Here is a 19,219-nt window from a genome sequence, read left to right on the forward strand (position 1 = left end):
AGAGCCGAGCCCACGCTCGGCTGCATTTCGGTCAGGTTTGCGGGGGCGGTGCATTGGAGCCGAGCGTAGGCGCGGCTGCACGGGCCTCAGCGCTCGCCGGCGTAGGGGTCGGCGATGCCGAGCTCGGCCAGGATCTCGCGCTCCAGCTGTTCCATGGCGTCGGCTTCCTTGTCGTCCTCGTGGTCCCAGCCGAGCAGGTGCAGCACGCCGTGCACGGTCAGGTGTGCGTAGTGGGCGTTGAGCGCCTTGCCCTGTTCATCGGCCTCGCGGGCCACCACCGGTGCGCAGATCACCAGGTCGCCCAGCAGCGGAAACTTCACGCCCTTGGGCAGCCCTTCGGGCACTTCGGCCGGGAAGCTGAGCACGTTGGTCGCGTAATCCTTGCCGCGATAATGGCGGTTCAGTGACTGCCCTTCCTTGGCATCGACCACGCGGATGGCCAGGTCGGCTTCGCGGATGCGGCCTTTCAGCGCAGCAGCCACCCACTTGCGGAAGCTGACCGCCGCCGGCAGGCCGGTGCGCGGCAGGGCATAACTGACGGCGACGTCCAGTCGCACGGGACCACGGGTCATGGAGTTGCTCCAGGTTGGATCTGATGCAGGTCACGGCGATCGTAGGCGCTGACGATGCGCGCCACCAGCGGGTGGCGGACTACGTCGCGCGACTCGAAGAAGGTGAAGCTGACGCCCTCGACCTCGCGCAGCACGTCGATGGCATCGCGCAGGCCGGACTTCACGTGCTTGGGGAGATCGGTCTGGGTCAGGTCGCCGGTGACCACGGCGGTGGAACCGTAGCCGAGGCGGGTCAGGAACATCTTCATCTGCTCGATGGTGGTGTTCTGTGCTTCGTCCAGGATCACGAAGGCATCGTTGAGCGTGCGGCCACGCATGTAGGCCAGCGGCGCGATTTCGATGACGTTCTTTTCCAGCAGCTTGACCACCTTCTCCACGCCCATCATCTCGTAGAGGGCGTCGTACAGCGGTCGCAGGTAGGGGTCGACCTTCTGGCTCAGGTCACCGGGCAGGAAGCCCAGCTTCTCGCCGGCCTCCACCGCCGGGCGCACCAGGATCAGGCGCTGCACCCGTGATTCGTTCAGCGCTTCGACCGCGCTGGCCACGGCCAGGAAGGTCTTGCCGGTGCCGGCCGGGCCGATGCCGAAGTTGATGTCATGCGTGGCGATCTGGTGCAGGTAGCGGCCTTGGTTGGCACCGCGGCCGCGCACCGTGCCGCGCTTGACCTTGATCGCCACCTCCTGCGCTTCGTAGGAGCGTTCGGCGATCTGCTCGACGTTGGCCTGCGCCAGGCGCAGGTGGATGGCGTGGTTGTCGAAGGTGGTTTCGCCGGCTTCGGCGTACAGCGCTTCAACCAGCTTCTGCGCCTCGACGATGGCTTCGTTGGGCCCGCTGATGCGGAACACGAAACCGCGGTTGGCGATCTCCACGCCGAGCTTCAGCTCGATCTGGCGCAGGTGCCCATCGAAGGGGCCGCACAGGTTGGCCAGCCGCTCGGTGTCTTCCGGCGACAGGGTGAAGTCTCGATGTTCGATGCTTTTCATTGCCTTGGGTGGGGCGGAAGCCTTCCACCGCAGTGTATTCAGGGAGGACAAGGGTAGCGCGCGCAGCGGGCGCGCGGCCAGCACGGGGTCGATACATGCTTTTCCACACCCGGTGTGGACGGGGGCTGCGGAAACCTGTGGATAGACCTCTACAGTGCTTGTGCCACAAGCGTCATGAGGGGGTGGTGAAAAAATCGTCACGGACCCGGGCGTGCCGGCACCCGCAGGACGGGCGGACCGGGAGGGAGGGCACGTCGCAGCGCGTGGCCGAGAACTTCCAAGGCACGCCGGCGTTCTTCGTGATCGCAGCGCAGGTTCCGCTGCCAGGCGAGCAACAGGATCCCGTGTTGCCGGTTTTCCACACCGGTTGTGGAATGATGCCGAATCAACCTGTGGATAGGTGGCGCGGAGCCTTGCAGCCAAAGGCTCGCCAACGCATGGTGAAAAAACCGTCAGGGCTGATCGGAATCATTGAGGGTGCACGGGGCGGATGGCACCGTGGCGCCGTCGCAGGAGGGGATGGCATGGGCATCGGCAACGGGATGCGTGGAATCGGATTGGTGGGTATCGGCCTGCTGGCAGGGTGTGGGCAGGCGCCGCCTGCAGCGCTCGGCACGCTGGAATGGGACCGGATCACGGTGCCGGCGCCGGCGGCCGAAGTGATCGCCACGGTGGAGGTGCGCGAGGGCCAGCAGGTCAAGGCCGGAGCAGTGCTGATGCAGCTCGACCCCGCCCGCGGCGACGCGCAGTTCGCCGCGGCGCAGGCCGACACGGTGCGCGCGCAGGCCCAGCTGGAAGAACTGAAGATCGGTCCGCGCCAGGAACAGATCGCGCAGGCCCAGGCGCAGCTGGCCGCGTTGCGCGCGCAGTCTGCTGAAGCCACGGCCTACTACCGTCGGGTGCAACCGCTGGCACGCCAGCGCCTGATCGCCGCCGCCGAGCTGGACCGTGCACGGGCGGCTGCCGGCAATGCCGAGGCCAGCGTGCGGGCCGCCGAGCAGGTTTGGCTGGAACGGGTGCACGGCAGTCGCGCGCAGGACATCGCCCAGGGCCAGGCGGCCGCCGACGCCGCACAGGCGCAGCAGGTGGTGCAGGGCGTCAACCTGCAGAAGCTGCAGCTGCGCGCACCGCGCGATGGCGTGGTCGATGCCTTGCCCTACCGGCAGGGTGACCAGGCACCGATCGGGGCGCCGCTGGCGGTGATGCTGGTTGGCGAGCGCCCCTATGCACGCGTCTACCTGCCGCAGCCGCTGCGCCTGCAGGTCAAGGTCGGGCAGGCCGCGCAGGTACAGCTGGAAGGCGGCAGCACCGTGCTGAAGGGGCACGTGCGCTCAATCCGCAGCGAGCCCTCGTTCACCCCGTACTACGCACTGACCGGTGATGACGTCGAGCGCCTGAGCTATCTGGCCGAGATCGAAGTGGACACGGCCACCGACATGCAGAAGCTTCCGGCCGGACTGCCGGTGCAGGTGCGCTTCTGAACACCGGCGACGACATCGCGGTGCATGCGCAGGGCTTGACCCGCCGCTTCGGCGATCTTCTGGCCGTGGACAATGTCGACCTGACCGTGCCGCGCGGGCAGGTGTACGGCTTCCTGGGGCCGAATGGATCCGGAAAGTCGACCACCATCCGCATGCTGTGCGGCCTGCTGGAACCGAGCGCTGGGCAGATCGAGGTGCTGGGGCTGCAGGTTCCCGAGCAGGCCGAAGCACTGCGCCGGCGCATCGGCTACATGACCCAGCGCTTCTCGTTGTATGAGGACCTGTCGGTGCGCGAGAACCTGGAATTCCTCGCCGCCATCCAGGATCTGCCACGCGCGCAGGCCCGGCAGCGGGTCGACGAGCTGCTGCAGCAGTACCGTCTGCTGGACCGGCAGCCGCAGCTGGCCGGAACCCTCAGCGGTGGCCAGAAGCAGCGCCTCGCCCTGGCCGGCGCCGTCGTGCACGCGCCCGAGCTGCTGTTCCTGGACGAGCCGACCAGCGCGGTCGATCCGGAATCGCGCCGTGATTTCTGGGAAGCCCTGTTTGAACTTGCCGACGCCGGTACCACCGTGCTGGTGTCGACCCACTACATGGACGAGGCCGAGCGCTGCCACCGGCTGGCAATCCTGGACCGTGGTGCACTGGTTGCCGATGGCACGCCGTCTGAGCTGTGCGCACGGCTGGACGGCCGCACGTTGCAGGTCACGTCGTCGCAGCCGCGGCAGGCCAGCCGCGCACTGTCTGAGCTGCCCGGTGTGCTGAGCGTGGCGCAGATCGGCACCCAGCTGCGCGTGCTGTGCAATGAGGGCGCAGCGGACGTCGCAGTGCTGGCCCGTGCACTTGCCAACGCTGACCCGCAGGCCCGTATCGAGACGGTGGCGCCGAACCTGGAAGATGTGTTCGTGGCCGCCACCCGTGGCCGCGGCCGGGAGCCGGCGGCATGAACCTGCGCCGGCTGTGGGCGATCATGCTCAAGGAGCTGCGGCAGCTGCGCCGCGACCGCATCACGCTGGCGATGATCGTTGGCATTCCGGTGATGCAGCTGTTGCTGTTCGGCTATGCGATCAACCTCAACCTGCGTCATCTCGATGCGGGTGTCGCCGATCAGGCCAACAGCGCCGCTTCGCGCGCGCTGGTGCAGGACATGGTGGCCACCGGCGTGATCACGCCGCGCAGCGAAGCCTACACGCCTGCCCAGCTGATGCAGGCGCTGCGCCGTGGCGAGATCAGTGTCGGCATCGTGGTGCCGGCCGACTTCGAGCGTCGCCGCTTCGATGGACGCGAGGCGGTGCAGGTGCTGGTCGATGGCAGCGACACCGTGGTGCAGAGCGCGGCGATCCAGCTGGCGCAGGTGCCGCTGGACACGCGCCCGACCAGCAACACCCGTCCCCTGCGCGAAGGCAGCATCGCCAGTGGTCCGGTCAGCGTGACCAGCTTCTACAACCCGCAGCGGCGCTCGGCGGTGAACATCGTACCGGGCCTGATCGGGGTGATCCTGACCATGACCCTGGTGATGTTCACGGCGGTAGCGGTGGTGCGCGAACGCGAGCGCGGCAACATGGAACTGCTGATCGCCACGCCGGTGTCGCGCAGCGAGCTGATGGTCGGCAAGGTGCTGCCCTATGCGGCCATCGGCCTGCTGCAGACCACGCTGGTGCTGGTGCTGGGCACCTGGCTGTTCCAGGTACCCATTCGCGGCAGCCTGCTGGACATCTATCTGGCCGCGGTGCTGCTGGTGCTGGCCAACCTGGCGCTGGGCCTGCTGATCTCCACGCGTGCGCGCTCGCAGTTCCAGGCCATGCAGATGACGCTGTTCCTGTTCCTGCCGTCGATCCTGCTGTCGGGCTTCATGTTCCCGTTCGCAGGCATGCCGCGGCCGGTGCAGTGGCTGGCCGAGGTGCTGCCGCTGACCCACTTCCTGCGCCTGGTGCGCGGCATCATGCTGCGCGGCGCCTCATTGTGGGAGCTGTGGCACGACGCGCTGGCGCTGCTGGCCTTCATCGTGGTGATGATGACCCTGGCCATCCTGCGTTTCCGCAAGCGCCTGGATTGAAGGCAGGGGGTCGGATCCCCGCAGGGGCTCCGACCCCAATTTATCGGGCCGGCGGGCCGGAGCCCCTTTGGGGCTCCGACCCGAAGATTCATTCCGCCACCACCCGCGCGCGCAGCGAATTGGTCAGCGCTTCGGTGATCACCACATCCACGAACTGGCCGATCAATCGCGCCGGCGCCGGGAAGTTCACCGAACGCATGTTCTCGGTCTTGCCGGTCAGCTCGTTCGGGTTCTTGCGCGAGGGCCCTTCCACCAGCACGGTCTGCACGGTGCCGACCATCTTCTCGGAAATGCCAGCGGCATGCGCATTGATGCGCTCCTGCAGGCGCGACAGGCGCGCGTGCTTTTCGGCATCGCTGATCGTGTCCTCCAGGTCCGCGGCTGGCGTGCCCGGGCGCCGCGAATAGATGAAGGAGAAGCTGTGGTCGAAGCCGATGTCCTCGATCAGCTTCATGGTCTTCTCGAAGTCGGCATCGGTCTCGCCGGGGAAGCCGACGATGAAGTCCGAGCTGATCGAGATGTCCGGGCGCACCGCACGCAGCTTGCGGATCTTCGACTTGAATTCCAGCGCGGTGTAGCCGCGCTTCATCGCTGACAGCACGCGGTCGCTGCCAGCCTGTACCGGCAGGTGCAGGAAGTTGGCCAGCTGTGGCACGTCACGGAACGCATCGATCAGCGAATCGCTGAACTCCAGCGGATGCGAGGTGGTGAAGCGGATGCGGCCGACGCCATCGATCTCGGCGATGGTGCGGATCAGCAGGCCGAGGTCGGCGAACTCACCGTCACCATAGGGCCCGCGATACGCGTTGACGTTCTGCCCGAGCAGGTTGATCTCGCGCACGCCCTGTGCGGCCAGCTGCGCCACCTCCACCACCACGTCCTCGAACGGGCGGCTGACTTCGGTGCCGCGGGTGTAGGGCACCACGCAGAACGAACAGTACTTGGAACAGCCTTCCATGATCGACACGAATGCCGAGGCTCCTTCGGCGCGCGGCTCGGGCAGGCGATCGAATTTCTCGATCTCGGGGAAGCTGATGTCGACCTGCGGGCGCTTCTGTTCGCGGCGTGCGCGGATCAGCTCCGGCAGCCGGTGCAGGGTCTGCGGGCCGAACACCAGGTCGACGAACGGCGCGCGCTTGATGATCGCTTCGCCTTCCTGCGAGGCGACGCAGCCGCCGACGCCAATGATGACTTCGCGGCCCTTGTTCTTCAGGCCCTTCCACACGCCCAGCTGGCTGAACACCTTCTCCTGCGCCTTCTCGCGGATGGAGCAGGTGTTGACCAGGATGACGTCCGCGTCGTCCGGGCTGTCGGTCAGTTCCAGGCCATCGCTGGCGGCAAGCACGTCGGCCATCTTGGCCGAGTCGTACTCGTTCATCTGGCAACCGTGGGTCTTGATGTACAGCTTGCCTTTCACCTGGTCGGGCTTGCGCGGACCAGCGGGCAGGGCAACGAGCGGGGTACCGCCCGGTGTGGTGGGCGGAAAGACGTCTGGCGTCCCGGTCATGGCGCTTAATCCATTCGGGTGGCGGGAAAGCGGGCAATTCTACCCGCATCCCACGCCAGCCGCCGCGCCCGTGCAACCGCGCCCATGCCCAGCGTGGCCATCACTGTAGAGCCGAGCCCGTGCTCGGCTGCCTTTGCAAGGCGGAGGAGCAGCCGAGCGTGGGCTCGGCTCTACAAGGGGGCGCTGCTTACGCCGCCAGTTCCGCATCGATCTGCCGCGAACGGTCGAAGGCGGTCATCGCGCTCATCCGTGCAATGTAATCAGCCGTGGCCGGTGCAGGCTGCACCAGGCCGAAGGCCGTGGTCCAGGCCAGCGCATTGCCCCACAGCACGTCGGCGGCGCTCATCGTCTCGCCGAGCAGGTAGGGGCCCTGCGCCAGCTGGGCCTCGATCACCTGCAGCACGGTCTCGGCGTCGTTATACGGCGACATCAGGCGCGGCGGCGGCTCGCGGTGCATCGCCTTGTCGATCATCGCCGGCTCGAAACAGGCGCCATAGAAGGCCATCCAGCGCAGGTAGGGCCCGCGCAGGGCGTCGCCGATCGGCGGTGCCAGGCCGGCCTCCGGATACAGGTCGGCCAGGTACAGATAGATCGCCACCTGCTCGGTCACCAGCGCACCGTTGTGGACGATCGCCGGCACCTTGCCCATCGGGTTGATGGCCAGGTAGGCCGGGGCCAGGTTGGCGCCCGCCTTCAGGTCCAGCATCTGCATGCGGTAGTCGGCACCCAGTGCTTCGAGCAGGGCCACGGCGCCGCTCGAGCGGGAACGGGCGGCGTGGTACAGGGTGATCTGGCGTGAATTCATGGCATTGCTCCTTGCGGTGGGTGGTGAACTGGAGGCCATCCTGAGGCACTATTGCGGACGACTTCTGTCCTCGATCCTTCATGCGCCACACCGCCCATCGACTGCTGCGCCTGATCGCCCTGCTGCAGGCCCGCCGCCAGTGGTCCGGGGCTGAACTCGCCGAGCGCATGGGCGTGGACCGGCGCAGCATCCGCCGTGACGTCGAGCGCCTGCGCGAGCTGGGTTATCCGGTCCGGGCCTCGTCCGGGGTTGGCGGCGGCTACCAGCTGGGGGCAGGGGCGCCGGTGCTGCCGATGCTGCTGGACGAGGAGGAGGCGACTACCCTGGCCATCGCCCTGCGCGCGGCCTCTGCGACCGTCGCCGGCATCGACGACACCGCGCGTGGCCTGTTGTCCAAGCTCGATCCGCTGGTGCCGACCCGTCGCCGCCAGCAGGCCGGCGAGGTGCATGCCGCCACCGCCACCCTGTCCGACCTTCCGTCCACCGACGCACGCCTGCTCGGGCGGCTGGCCCAGCACTGCCGGCAGGCGTCACGGCTGGCCTTCGAATACCGCAGTGCCCAGGAAGCGGTGACCCAGCGCGAGGTCGAGGCGCAGCACCTGGTCAACTACGGGCGGCGCTGGTACCTGCTGGCCTGGGACCTGGGCCGGCAGGACTGGCGCACCCTGCGCGTGGACCGGATGGGCGCGGTGCGCGAATGCGCCGAGCCGGGCATGCACCGCCGTACGCCCGCACCGCCAGATGTGATGGTGCGGCAGGCGGTCAGCCAGGCCCCGTTCGCCCTGCAGGCCATCGTCCGCCTGGCCGGCAGCCGCGCCGAGCTGGAATGCCGCATCCCGCCCTGGTGTGGTGTGCTGGAGGACGATGGGCCCGACCATTGCCTGCTGCGCATGGGCGCCGAGAGCCGCGGCATGATGCTGGCGCAGATCCTCAGCCTGGACCGGGTGCCGGTGGCGGTGTGGACCACGCCGCCGGGCCTGCGCGATGAACTGGCACAGCGCCTGGCCGGATTGGGGCAGGTGCTGGCTGTGCCGCCCGTCACAGGCTGAGCCGCGTCGCTTGGCAAGCCCCGGCGAAGCTGGGACACTCGCCGGCATGAAGGGGATACCGGGAACAACGGCGATCATCATCGCTGCGCTGACCGCTGCGCCGGCCAGCGCGGGCACCCTGTTCAAGTGCCAGGGCGCCGACGGGGTCACCAGCTATGTCAGCAAGCGCCTGGCCGGGGCCCGCTGCAGCGCCATCAGCTACAGCCGCGACCTCCGCCCGGCACCGCGCCCGGTGGTGGCCGCGCCGAAGCCGGCGCCGACCACCGTGGCCAGCATCGAGCGCAACCCGGTGGCGGTGGCGGCCAGCACTGCGGCGCCGGCGGCTGCGCCAGCCGCCGTGCCCGCGCCCCCGGTCGCCTCGCGCAGCGGGCGCATGGTCAGCGGCCAGGTCTATTCCTTCATGAAGGACGGCGTGCGCCACTACACCAGCGCGCGCCCGACCCAGGTCGCCAACCTCGGCCCGGTGCGCACCATCCGCTACAGTTTCATGGAGCGCTGCTACGCCTGTGGCGTCAACCCGCGCGTGGACTTCGGTTCGGTGCGGTTGAACACCACCGCGTTCCAGACCGAGATCAGCTCGGCCGCGCGCGAGTTCGGCGTCGACGAAGCCGTGGTGCGCGCCATCATCCACGCCGAGTCGGCCTACAACCCGACCGCGCTCAGCCGCGCCGGCGCGCAGGGCCTGATGCAGCTGATGCCGCCAACCGCGGCCCGTTTCGGAGTCAGCGATTCCTACGATGCCGGGCAGAACATCCGCGGTGGCGTGCAGTATCTTGCGTGGTTGTTGAAGCGTTTCAATGGCGACCTGACCCTGGCCGCGGCTGGCTACAACGCGGGCGAAGGCGCGGTTGACCGCCACGGTGGCGTGCCGCCCTACAGCGAGACCCAGTACTACGTGCGCCGGGTCGGGCAGCTGGCCGAGCGTTACCGCACCGCATTGACGCACCAGTAGTGCCGGCCGCTGGCCGGCAACCTTGGGCAATGGCCGGTACCGACCGGCCACTGGCTGGCAGCCCCGTAATCAATGTTGTTGCAATGCGTTGTGTGGCGCTCGACGGTTCCGCTACACTCGCCCATGATTCAATGCGGCTCTGGCCCCCACCGGATCCGCTGGCAGCCTTAAAGCTACCTAATCAATATCGGAGTGCCGGATGGCCAACGATGGGGTACACGATCCAGTCAACACCGGACGTCGGCGTTTTCTTTCTGCCACCACAGCCGTGGTGGGCGCCGTCGGCGTCGGATTCACCGCTGTTCCTTTCATCAAATCCTGGAACCCCAGTGCCCGTGCCAAGCTTGCCGGCGCACCGGTGGTGGCCGACATCAGCGCCCTGCAGGAAGGCCAACGCCTGATCGTGGAATGGCGTGGCCAGCCGATCTGGATCGTCAAGCGGTCCAAGGCGATCCTCGATGCACTGCACGGGCTCGATGGCCGCCTCAAGGACCCCGAGTCCGGCGAGAAGGACCAGCAGCCGGACTACGTGCTGAAGCAGAACCCCGAGCTGCGCTCGATCAAGCCGGACATTTCCGTGCTGGTCGGCCTGTGCACGCACCTGGGCTGTTCGCCGGAAATGGTCGCCGAGATCCGGCCTGAACCCTATGACCCGCAGTGGAAGGGCGGCTACTTCTGCCCCTGCCACAAGTCGCGCTTCGACATGTCCGGCCGCGTCTTCAAGGACGTGCCGGCGCCGATCAACCTGAAGGTGCCCGCGCACCATTACCAGGACGACAACACCATCATCATCGGTGTCGATCCGCAGGGGGCAGCCTGATGGCCAATATCCTCGCTCGTACCGCCAGCGGCGTGGCCGACTGGGTCAATGCCCGCGCGCCGGGCCTGATGCCGGTCTATCGCAAGCATGTCACCGAGTACTACGCGCCGAAGAACTTCAACATCTGGTACTACTTCGGTTCGCTGGCGCTGCTGGTGCTGGTCAACCAGATCGTCACCGGCATCTTCCTGACGATGCACTACAAGACCAACGCCGCCGAGGCGTTCGGCTCCATCGAATACATCATGCGTGATGTGGAGTGGGGCTGGCTGATCCGCTACATGCACTCCACCGGGGCCTCGCTGTTCTTCATCGTGGTCTACCTGCACATGTTCCGCGGCCTGCTGTACGGCAGTTACCAGAAGCCGCGCGAGCTGGTGTGGATCCTGGGCATGCTGATCTACCTGGTGCTGATGGCCGAAGCCTTCATGGGCTACGTGCTGCCGTGGGGGCAGATGTCGTTCTGGGGCGCCAAGGTGATCATTTCGCTGTTCGGCGCGATACCGGTGATCGGCAACGGCCTGACCGAGTGGATCATGGGCGACTACCTGCCCAGTGACGCCACGCTCAACCGCTTCTTCGCGCTGCACGTCATCGCACTGCCGCTGGTGCTGCTGTTGCTGGTGGTGCTGCACTTGGGCGCGCTGCACGAGGTGGGGTCGAACAACCCCGATGGCGTGGAGATCAAGAAGGGGCCCAAGGGCAACCGCTGGTCGCCGAACGCCCCGGCCGACGGCATTCCGTTCCATCCGTACTACACGCTCAAGGATGGCGTCGGTGCCGGCTTCCTGCTGATCATCGCCGCCTTCATCATCTTCTTCGCCCCCGGTTTCGGCGGCCTGTTCCTGGAGCACGACAACTTCACCGAAGCCAACCGCCTGGTGACCCCGGAACACATCAAGCCGGTCTGGTACTACACGCCGTACTACGCGATGTTGCGCGTGGTGCCGAACAAGCTGGGCGGCGTGCTGGTGATGTTCTCGGCCATCGCGATCCTGTTCTTGGTGCCGTGGCTGGACAAGGCGAAGGTGAAATCGGTGCGCTACCGCGGCTGGATCTCGAAGGTGATGCTGGGCGTGCTGGCGGTGTGCTTCGTGTGGCTGGGCGTGATTGGTTCCGGCCCGGGCACCGATGTGCACGAGACCTACATCGGGCGGGTGTTGACCTTCCTGTACTTCGCGTTCTTCATCACCATGCCGCTATGGACAAGGTTGGACAGGACCAAGCCGGTACCGGAGAGGGTGACCACGCATGACTGAGCGCTGGATGGTCCGGCTGGCCCTGGCGGCCACCCTGATGCTGGGCAGTTTCCTGGCCTCCGCCGCCGAAGGCGGCACCCCGCTGCTGCAGGCCGGCAACGACCTCGGTGACCGCGCCTCGCTGCAGCGCGGCGCGCAGCTGTACATGAACTACTGCTCCGGCTGCCACGCATTGAAGTACCTGCGCTATTCGCGGATGGCGCAGGACCTCGGCCTGACCGAGGAAGAGGTGATGAACAACCTCAACTTCACCGGCTCGGCGATCGGCGACCCGATCCCGGTGGCGATGCCCAAGGAGAACGCGGAGAAGTGGTTCGGCAAGATGCCGCCCGATCTCAGCCTGATCTCGCGCGTGCGGGGCAGTGACTGGGTCTACACCTATCTCAAGTCGTTCTATCTGGACAGCAGCCGCCCGCTGGGCTGGAACAACGCGCTGTTCGCCAATGCCTCCATGCCCAACCCGCTGTGGGAAATGCAGGGCCTGCAGCATGCGGTGCACGGCAAGGCGGAAGCGCCCGGCATGGACCCGCCGGTGACCGGCCTGAAAATCGAAACGCCCGGGTCGGTCGATGCCGGCCAGTACGATCAGGCCGTTCGGGACATCACCAACTTCCTCGAATACGCCGGTGAACCGGCCGCGCTCAAGCGCCAGCAGCTGGGCGTATGGGTGATCCTGTTCCTGGCCCTGCTGACTTTCCTGCTGTACCTGCTGAAGAAGGAATACTGGAAGGACGTCCACTGATTCTGCCGCCGGCCATCGCCCGGGCCTATTGGCTTTTGTGATGGTCGGTTGCACACTCGGGGTGGAGTCGACCGCTGGCACGGTGCCGGCGGCGCCGATGCGGCAGGCGGTCTCCTGTCGTGGGAGAGCCTTTGATGGCGGCGAGCGTACGCATGCGCAATACACTGACGCTGTTTTCCTCGAACGACGACGTACTGTGCCACCGGGTACGCCTGGTGCTGGCGGCCAAGGGGGTCACCTTCGACTTTGTCCCGGTCGATCCGCAGAACCCGCCTGAAGACCTGATCGATCTCAATCCGTACCACTCGGTGCCGACCCTGGTCGAGCGCGAGCTGGTGCTGTACGCCGCGTCGGTGGTCAGCGAATACTTGGACGAACGCTACCCGCATCCTCCGCTGATGCCGGTCGATCCGCTCTCGCGTGCGCGTATCCGCTTGGCCATGCTGCGCATCGAGCACGACTGGGTACCGCAGGTGCAGGCCATCCAGCTGGGCAACAAGACCCAGGCCGAGGCCGGCCGCAAGCGCCTGAAGGAACTGCTGACCGCCTCGCTGCCGCTGTTCAAGGCCAGCAAGTTCTTCCTCAATCCGGAAATGAGCCTGGCCGACTGTGCAATGGCACCGATCATCTGGCGCCTGCAGTCGCTGGACGTGCCGCTGCCGAAGGACGGCAAGGCGATCGAGGACTATGGCAACCGCATCTTCCGTCACCCGGGTTTCGTCCGCAGCCTGACCGACCAGGAAAAGAAGCTGCGCGATCTGCCGGTCTGATCCAACCTTGCGTAACCCGTCTGCACGCCGACCGGCGTGCAGGCGATCCGCCCCGGCGGGGCGCCGGGCGCGTACACTTCACGCATGACCGAAGACTTCTTCCACATGACCAGCCACCGCCCGTACCTGCTGCGGGCGCTGGTGGAATGGATCAACGACAACCAGCTGACCCCGCACATCCTGGTCGACGCCGGCGTCCCCGGCGTGCAGGTGCCGCCTTCGGCGGTCAAGGAGGGCCGGGTCGTGCTCAACATCGCCGAACGCGCTGTCGTGCGGCTGATGATCGACAACGAAATGGTGAGCTTCTCGGCCCGCTTCTCCGGCACCAGCTACCCGGTGCAGGTACCGATCAGCGCCGTGCTGGCGGTCTATGCCCGCGAGACCGGGCAGGGCATGGCGCTGCCGGATGACATTCCGGGCAGCGAGACCGCGCCGACCAGCGACGAGCTGCTGCATGAGGACGGCACGCCACCGGACGATACGCCGCCGGCCAGCCCGCCGCCGAAGGGCCGCCCGAACCTGCGCGTGGTCAAGTAACCATTCCGACGCCGCCCCGATGGGCGGCGTCTTCCTTTGCAGGTTTTACCGGTGGGTGCCGGAATTGTGTGGGTGCCGACCGTTGGTCGGCACACCTTCAGTTCTTACACATCCTCGGCATCCTCCACATCCGGCCGGATCTGGCTGATCCGCGCCGCGCCTGGGCCGGTGAACGAGATCAACTGGTCGCCACGCAGCACCATGCGTCCCACGTGGCGATCGATGCCATCGTAGGAATACTCGAACTTGAAGGTGCGCTCGAAACCGAGCCGTCCATCCTCGCCACGCGACAGTCGCAGGCCGGTGGCATGTACCGCCTGATCCAGCCATTGCACGTCGGCAGCGCGGCAGGCATTGCGGCCCAGCTCGACCGCGCGCTCGGCGGCCGAACGCGCCGCATTCCAGAAGAAATAGATGATTCCGCCGGCAATCAGCAACAACAGCAGGGTGGGCATGGCGTCAGCCGTCAGAGGTCGATCCCGCAAAGATGGCGGCGAATGCGCGCTGGATCAAGCGCTGCATTCACCGCCGCGGCTGCGGTTCGCTGGACATCGGTGATGCGGGCACGTTAGACGGCGCCGTCGCCGGCACCGTCTGCATCGGCGCGGCGGAGGGCGAAGGCATCACCAATGGCGCGGTCGCCGTCAGCTGCAGCAGCGCTGCCCAGTCCTGGCGGTTGAAGCTGCATTCGTCCTCGCGGCCCGGCGTGCAGCTGGGCTCGATGCCGGTGCTGTTGCGTTCGCGCGCCGGCGGCAGCTTGATCAACCCGGTGCGGTCCAGCGGCAGCAGTCGCATCGCCACCGTGTTCATCACGTTGCCGCCCACCAGGTACAGGGTCTGGTCGCCCCCCAGGTTGGCGGCCACCACTACTTCGCAATGTGATTTCCAGTGGCCCACCGAACCGTTGCCCAGTGCCTGCACCAGCCCACTGTAGCTGAGCGTGGTGCTGCGATCGCGCAGGAAGCACAGCAGGTCGCCCGGTGCGGGCTTTGCGGTCGCGGGATCGACCAGCCGGTACGGCACGCCCGAGGGTCCGCCCTGGTACGCGGCACGGATGTAGTCGATGTGGCGTGGCGACGCGTTGAAGCCGGGGACGCCGGCCTGCACCATCACCCAGGAAATGAACGCGGCCGACCACGGGTTGTCGATCAGGAAGGTGCGGCAGTCGCTGTCGGTGTAGCGCGTGCCCAGTGGTGCCAGACAGCTGCTGGCGCCGACGATGCTGCCCATCGCGTTGAGCGTGCCGCTGTTGCGCCAGTAGCCGGCCACGCGCTGCCAGGCAATCAGCCCGTTGTCGGCCAGATGTTCGTTCTCGGCCTCGGTGACACTCAGGCTCGCCGCGCGGCCATCGCGATCGATGAAAGGCCGGAACCAGAGCCGGTGTTCATTGCAGGCAGTATTGCGGATGGCCACCGCCAATGGGCTCAGGCCGAAACGCGGTGGCACATCGCAGGCTTCGGCCGCCGCTGCGGACAGGGGGGCCGCGGCCAGCAGCAGACAGGCAGGCAAGAGCATCCGGCGCATGCGCGGCTCCTGTGGGGGATGCCCGCAGCGTCGCAGCGCTGTCGTGAACGCCGGGTGTGAGAACGGGGTCGGATCCCTTTTCCCATGAAAAAGGGATCGGACCCCAAGCCAGGCCTCAGCCCGGCGGTGGGCCGAGCTTCAACGACAGATCGATGGCCTGCACGTGCTTGGTCAGGCCGCCGATGGAGATGCAGTCGACGCCATCCTCGGCGATCGAGCGCAGGCCACCCAGGCCGACGCTGCCGGACACTTCCAGCGGAATGCGGCCGGCCGTGATGCGTACCGCCTCGCGGCGCAGGTCGGGGCTGAAGTCGTCCAGCAGGATGCGTTCGCAACCAGCGTCGAGCGCCTGGCGCAGCTGCGCCAGATCCTCGACCTCGACCACCAGCGGCAGCGCAGGCCACTGCCGGCGTGCGCCCGCCACGGCGTCGGCCAGTGAACCGGCAGCGCGGATGTGGTTTTCCTTCAGCATCACCGTGTCGTACAGGCCGAAACGATGGTTCTCGCCACCGCCGCAGCGCACCGCGTACTTCTGCGCCAGGCGCAGGCCGGGCAGGGTCTTGCGGGTGTCAAGGATGCGCGTGCCGGTACCGGCCACCGCCGCCACGTAGCGGGCGGTGGTGGTTGCCGTACCGGACAGCGTCTGCAGGAAGTTGAGCGAGGTGCGTTCGGCGCTGACCAGGCTGCGGCTGCGCCCGTGCAGCAGGGCCAGCACGGTGCCTGCGGTGACCGCGTCGCCGTCGGAAACCTGCCATTCGATGCGTACGTCCGGGTCGAGCGCGCGGTGGGTGGCGTCGAACCAGGGGCGGCCGGCGATCACCCCGTCCTGCTTGCACAGCAGGTAGGCGCTGTCGGCCTGGTCGGGCAGCAGGGCGGCGGTGACATCACCGCTGCCCAGGTCCTCGGCCAGTGCACGCGCGACATCGGCGGCGACAACGGCCGCATCCGGCGTCGGCAGCGTGCTCATGCGGTCGGGAAATCGGCGATCTGGGCGGTCGGGATGGCTTCCTCGGCCAGCAGCACCGGGATGCCGTCGTCGACGCGGAAGACCTGCTTGCGGTCGCGGGTGACCAGCGCTTCGCGCAGCGGCTGCGCCAGCGGGTTGCCATCGGCCTTGTTCACCGCGCCGGCGGAAATGGCCTTGTTGAGGGCTTCCAGGCCCTTGCCATCCAGCAGGGACAGGGGCTGGCGGGTGTCAGGCGACACCAGCAGGTCGAGCAGCTTGCGATCCATGGTTCTTCGTCTTGCGTGGAAGATGGCTAGAATACGTCTTTAAGGCAGGTGACGGCCAATGACCCCCAACCCGATCGCGCCGCTTGTCGGCATCGTCATGGGTTCCCGTTCCGACTGGGAAACCATGCAGCACGCCGCCCAGAAGCTTGAAGCCCTGGGTGTTCCGTTCGAAGTGAAGGTGGTGTCCGCGCATCGGACGCCGGATGTGTTGTTCAGTTACGCCGAGCAGGCGGGCCCGCGTGGCCTGCGCGCGATCATCGCCGGTGCCGGCGGGGCCGCCCACCTGCCGGGCATGATCGCCGCCAAGACCGCCGTGCCGGTGCTGGGCGTGCCGGTGCAGTCCAAGGCCCTCAACGGCATGGATTCGCTGCTGTCGATCGTGCAGATGCCGGCCGGCATCCCGGTCGCCACCTTCGCCATCGGCAATGCCGGCGCGTCCAACGCGGCGCTGTTCGCCGCCGCGATGCTGGCCAGCGACCAGCCGGCGATCGGCCAGGCGCTCGACGCCTTCCGTGCACGCCAGACCGAAGACGTGATGGCCCATGACGATCCGCGCCAATGAGCCTGACCGTCGGCATCCTGGGCGGCGGCCAGCTCGCCCGCATGATGGTCCTGGCCGGTGCGCCGCTGGGGCTGCGCTTCGAGCTGTATGACCCGGCGGCCGACGCCTGCAGCGGCCCGCTGGCGCCGCTCACCGTGGGCGCCTTCGACGACCGCCAGGCGCTGGCGGACTTCGCTGCCAAGGTCGATGTGGTCACCTTCGATTTCGAGAATGTGCCCGCTGATAGTGCGCAGTTCCTGGCCGACCGCGTGCCGGTCTACCCGCCGCCGGCCGCGCTGGCGGTGGCCCAGGACCGGTTGAGCGAGAAGACCCTGTTCCAGCAGCTGGGCATCCCGCTGCCGGCCTTCGCTGATATCTGCAGCCGCGACGAGCTGGCGGCGAAGGCCGCCGAATTCGGCCTGCCGTGCATCCTCAAGACCCGCCGCCTGGGCTACGACGGCAAGGGCCAGTTCCGCCTGCGCAGCGAGGCCGACATCGACTCCGCCTGGGATGCGCTGGGTGCGCAGGTCGAGCGCACCGGACTGATCCTGGAGGGCTTCGTGGCCTTCCAGCGCGAGGTCAGCGTGGTGGCGGTGCGTGGCCGCGATGGCAGTTTCGAAGCCTGGCCGATCACCGGCAACTGGCATGTCGACGGTGTGCTGTCGGCCAGCGTGGCCCCGGCCGTGCTGTCCGCCGCCGAGCAGCAGGCAGCGATCGGCTATGCACGCCGTGTCGCCGAACACCTGCAGTACGTCGGCGTGTTCGCGCTGGAACTGTTCTGCCGCGATGGCGAGCTGCTGGCCAACGAGATGGCGCCACGCGTGCACAACTCCGGGCACTGGACCATCGAAGGCAGCGAGACCTCGCAGTTCGAGAACCACCTGCGCGCCGTGCTGGGCCTGCCGCTGGGCAGCACCCGCATGCTCGGCCATGCCTGCATGCTGAACTGGCTGGGCCGGATGCCCGACCCGCTGCCGGTGCTGGCCCAGGCCAGTGGCCACTGGCATGACTATGGCAAGGAGTCGCGCGAAGGCCGCAAGGTCGGCCATGCCACGTTGCGCGATGACGATGCCGCAGCACTGGCCGACGCGTTGGACCAGGTGGGCCTGGAACTGGACCGCCAGGCCCAGGTGGCACCGGCGGTGCACGCGCTGCGCAACCGCTGAGTCCGGTAGTGCCGGCCGCTGGCCGGCAGTGCAACGGTGTGGCGCACCGGTGCAGCCATCGGTGCAACATTCCCGGTGGTAGCGTGGAGCTCCTTTCACAGGAGTCACGACCATGCTCGACTGGAATGCCTACCGCAAGGAACTGAAGGGCCGCATCGGCGAGATCGGCAAGCTCTCGCCGGATACGGTCAAGGGCTACGCCACCCTGGCCAATGCCGGTGCCCAGACCAACCACCTGGATGCCAAGACCCGGGAGCTGATCGCGCTGGCGGTGGCGGTGACCACCCGCTGTGACGGCTGCATCACCGTGCACGTGGACGCGGCGCTGAAGCATGGCGCCAGCCGCGAGGAAATCGCCGAGGCGCTGGGCGTGGCGGTCTCGCTCAACGCTGGCGCCGCGCTGGTGTACTCGGCGCGGGTGATGGATGCGGTGGCCGCGCACGAGAGCGCGTGAAGCCACGCTCTGCTGCCCGGTAGTGCCGGCCGCTGGCCGGCAACCCCGGCATCCTTGTACGTCCAGTGGGTTGCCGGCCAGCGGCCGGCACTACCCGGTGACAGAGCCGCTGCCTCAGCGCAGCTGGCTCTCGGCGAATTCCCAGTTGACCATCTGCCAGAACGCGTCCAGGTAACGCGCGCGGTCATTCTGGTAGTCGGTGTAGTACGCGTGCTCCCACACGTCGCAGCACAGCAGCGGGGTGCTGTCGCCGGTCAGGGGCGTGCCGGCGTTGCGGGTGGCCTGGATGCCCAGCTGGCCGCCCGGGTGCTGCACCAGCCACACCCAGCCCGAGCCGAACAGGCCCAGTGCAGTGCGGTTGAATTCCTCGCGCAGGCGCTGCGCGTCACCGAACTGGCGCTTGACCAGTTCGCCCAGCCGGCCCTGCGGTTCGCCGCCGCCGCGCGGGCGCAGGCACTGCCAGTAGAAACCGTGGTTCCAGGCCTGGGCGGCCGCATCGAACAGCGTGCCCTGGGCATGGCGCACGATCTCTTCAAGCGACGCCTCCTCCCACTCGGTGCCGAGGGTGCCGGCGTTGACCGCGTCGACATAGGCGCGGTGGTGGCGGCCGTGATGCAGTTCCACGGTCTGCGCGGACAGGTGGGGCTGCAGGGAGCCGGAGAGGTAGGGCAGGGCGGGCAATTCGACGGGCATGTGCAGGTTCGTGGCCAGGGGACGGCGGCAGCCTGTTCCATCCGCTTACAATGGCGGCTACCGTGGGCAGTCTAGCCG

Annotated in this window: 22 protein-coding genes; 13 read left to right on the forward strand and 9 right to left on the reverse strand. The window is 67.6% G+C overall.

Annotated elements, in window-relative coordinates:
• Positions 1-86 precede the first annotated feature (86 nt).
• Both ybeY and VG556_RS06270 read right to left on the reverse strand, forming a co-directional pair.
• Positions 87-572: an rRNA maturation RNase YbeY gene (gene ybeY / locus VG556_RS06265; protein WP_014036587.1), complete on the reverse strand. Its 486-nt coding sequence runs from the start codon at positions 570-572 to the stop codon at positions 87-89.
• Positions 569-1,555, reverse strand: coding sequence for a PhoH family protein (locus VG556_RS06270; RefSeq protein ID WP_032960924.1), 987 nt, complete (start codon positions 1,553-1,555; stop codon positions 569-571). Before VG556_RS06270 ends, ybeY begins: the two co-directional genes overlap by 4 nt.
• Before the next feature lie 524 nt (positions 1,556-2,079).
• Between VG556_RS06270 and VG556_RS06275 the strand changes: the two genes are divergently transcribed.
• Genes VG556_RS06275 through VG556_RS06285 form a run of 3 tightly spaced genes read left to right on the forward strand, consistent with a single transcriptional unit; the run spans position 2,080 to position 5,089 of the window.
• The gene (locus VG556_RS06275) at positions 2,080-3,036 is read left to right on the forward strand and encodes an HlyD family secretion protein (RefSeq protein WP_100449705.1); all 957 of its coding nucleotides are present in this window, start codon (positions 2,080-2,082) and stop codon (positions 3,034-3,036) included.
• A 20-nt stretch (positions 3,037-3,056) separates the two neighbouring features.
• Positions 3,057-3,980 (forward strand): ABC transporter ATP-binding protein, encoded by a 924-nt coding sequence (locus VG556_RS06280; RefSeq protein WP_032960918.1) that lies wholly within the window; start codon positions 3,057-3,059, stop codon positions 3,978-3,980.
• Positions 3,977-5,089: an ABC transporter permease gene (locus VG556_RS06285; RefSeq protein ID WP_032960915.1), complete on the forward strand. Its 1,113-nt coding sequence runs from the start codon at positions 3,977-3,979 to the stop codon at positions 5,087-5,089. Before VG556_RS06280 ends, VG556_RS06285 begins: the two co-directional genes overlap by 4 nt.
• A gap of 88 nt (positions 5,090-5,177) precedes the next feature.
• Here the strand turns inward: VG556_RS06285 and miaB are convergent, their stop codons facing one another.
• Together miaB and VG556_RS06295 are read right to left on the reverse strand one after the other, a co-directional pair.
• A complete protein-coding gene (gene miaB / locus VG556_RS06290) occupies positions 5,178-6,596 on the reverse strand; it encodes a tRNA (N6-isopentenyl adenosine(37)-C2)-methylthiotransferase MiaB (RefSeq protein ID WP_100449707.1) in 1,419 nt (472 codons plus the stop codon).
• 187 nt (positions 6,597-6,783) lie between these two features.
• Positions 6,784-7,401, reverse strand: coding sequence for a glutathione S-transferase family protein (locus VG556_RS06295; protein ID WP_423179981.1), 618 nt, complete (start codon positions 7,399-7,401; stop codon positions 6,784-6,786).
• An 80-nt stretch (positions 7,402-7,481) separates the two neighbouring features.
• Between VG556_RS06295 and VG556_RS06300 the strand changes: the two genes are divergently transcribed.
• The 7 genes from VG556_RS06300 (at position 7,482) to VG556_RS06330 (ending at position 13,530) form a co-directional block, all read left to right on the forward strand.
• Positions 7,482-8,450, forward strand: coding sequence for a helix-turn-helix transcriptional regulator (locus tag VG556_RS06300; protein ID WP_100449708.1), 969 nt, complete (start codon positions 7,482-7,484; stop codon positions 8,448-8,450).
• Positions 8,451-8,496: 46 nt separating this feature from the next.
• Positions 8,497-9,402, forward strand: a complete 906-nt coding sequence (locus tag VG556_RS06305) for a lytic transglycosylase domain-containing protein (RefSeq protein ID WP_100449709.1) — start codon at positions 8,497-8,499, stop codon at positions 9,400-9,402.
• Positions 9,403-9,601: 199 nt separating this feature from the next.
• Positions 9,602-10,222 carry a ubiquinol-cytochrome c reductase iron-sulfur subunit gene (gene petA / locus VG556_RS06310; RefSeq protein ID WP_004151998.1) on the forward strand — a complete coding sequence of 207 codons (621 nt, stop codon included), beginning with the start codon at positions 9,602-9,604 and terminating at the stop codon, positions 10,220-10,222.
• Positions 10,222-11,481, forward strand: coding sequence for a cytochrome b (locus VG556_RS06315; RefSeq protein WP_014646581.1), 1,260 nt, complete (start codon positions 10,222-10,224; stop codon positions 11,479-11,481). Before petA ends, VG556_RS06315 begins: the two co-directional genes overlap by 1 nt.
• A complete protein-coding gene (locus tag VG556_RS06320; RefSeq protein ID WP_032960911.1) occupies positions 11,474-12,223 on the forward strand; it encodes a cytochrome c1 in 750 nt (249 codons plus the stop codon). The genes VG556_RS06315 and VG556_RS06320 overlap by 8 nt, the downstream gene beginning before the upstream one ends.
• A 134-nt stretch (positions 12,224-12,357) precedes the next feature.
• Complete coding sequence (locus tag VG556_RS06325; RefSeq protein ID WP_005408842.1) at positions 12,358-12,993, forward strand: glutathione S-transferase N-terminal domain-containing protein; 636 nt, start codon at positions 12,358-12,360, stop codon at positions 12,991-12,993.
• Between the two features lie 84 nt (positions 12,994-13,077).
• The gene (locus VG556_RS06330; RefSeq protein ID WP_100449711.1) at positions 13,078-13,530 is read left to right on the forward strand and encodes a ClpXP protease specificity-enhancing factor; all 453 of its coding nucleotides are present in this window, start codon (positions 13,078-13,080) and stop codon (positions 13,528-13,530) included.
• Positions 13,531-13,634: 104 nt separating this feature from the next.
• On the opposite strand, the gene VG556_RS06335 is transcribed toward VG556_RS06330, so the two are convergent.
• From VG556_RS06335 to VG556_RS06350, 4 genes are all read right to left on the reverse strand, one after another.
• On the reverse strand, positions 13,635-13,985 hold the full coding sequence (locus tag VG556_RS06335; protein WP_005415950.1) for a DUF3301 domain-containing protein: 351 nt from the start codon (positions 13,983-13,985) through the stop codon (positions 13,635-13,637).
• Positions 13,986-14,052: 67 nt separating this feature from the next.
• Positions 14,053-15,054, reverse strand: a complete 1,002-nt coding sequence (locus VG556_RS06340; RefSeq protein ID WP_423179982.1) for a DUF2272 domain-containing protein — start codon at positions 15,052-15,054, stop codon at positions 14,053-14,055.
• A 115-nt stretch (positions 15,055-15,169) separates the two neighbouring features.
• The gene (gene nadC, locus VG556_RS06345; RefSeq protein ID WP_014646586.1) at positions 15,170-16,021 is read right to left on the reverse strand and encodes a carboxylating nicotinate-nucleotide diphosphorylase; all 852 of its coding nucleotides are present in this window, start codon (positions 16,019-16,021) and stop codon (positions 15,170-15,172) included.
• Positions 16,018-16,287 carry a Trm112 family protein gene (locus tag VG556_RS06350; RefSeq protein ID WP_014036599.1) on the reverse strand — a complete coding sequence of 90 codons (270 nt, stop codon included), beginning with the start codon at positions 16,285-16,287 and terminating at the stop codon, positions 16,018-16,020. The genes nadC and VG556_RS06350 overlap by 4 nt, the downstream gene beginning before the upstream one ends.
• Before the next feature lie 58 nt (positions 16,288-16,345).
• Between VG556_RS06350 and purE the strand changes: the two genes are divergently transcribed.
• The 3 genes from purE to VG556_RS06365 all read left to right on the forward strand — a co-directional run bounded on the left by purE (position 16,346) and on the right by VG556_RS06365 (position 18,448).
• Positions 16,346-16,849, forward strand: coding sequence for a 5-(carboxyamino)imidazole ribonucleotide mutase (gene purE, locus VG556_RS06355; RefSeq protein ID WP_005412808.1), 504 nt, complete (start codon positions 16,346-16,348; stop codon positions 16,847-16,849).
• Positions 16,846-17,994 carry a 5-(carboxyamino)imidazole ribonucleotide synthase gene (locus VG556_RS06360; protein WP_100449712.1) on the forward strand — a complete coding sequence of 383 codons (1,149 nt, stop codon included), beginning with the start codon at positions 16,846-16,848 and terminating at the stop codon, positions 17,992-17,994. The genes purE and VG556_RS06360 overlap by 4 nt, the downstream gene beginning before the upstream one ends.
• A gap of 112 nt (positions 17,995-18,106) precedes the next feature.
• Positions 18,107-18,448, forward strand: a complete 342-nt coding sequence (locus tag VG556_RS06365) for a carboxymuconolactone decarboxylase family protein (RefSeq protein ID WP_004152082.1) — start codon at positions 18,107-18,109, stop codon at positions 18,446-18,448.
• 114 nt (positions 18,449-18,562) lie between these two features.
• Here the strand turns inward: VG556_RS06365 and VG556_RS06370 are convergent, their stop codons facing one another.
• Entirely contained in the window at positions 18,563-19,141 is a 579-nt protein-coding gene (locus VG556_RS06370) for a superoxide dismutase (RefSeq protein WP_014646588.1), read from the reverse strand.
• Positions 19,142-19,219: the final 78 nt, after the last annotated feature.

This window comes from Stenotrophomonas sp. CASM106, assembly GCF_049384825.1.
In the GTDB taxonomy this organism is placed as follows: domain Bacteria; phylum Pseudomonadota; class Gammaproteobacteria; order Xanthomonadales; family Xanthomonadaceae; genus Stenotrophomonas; species Stenotrophomonas muris.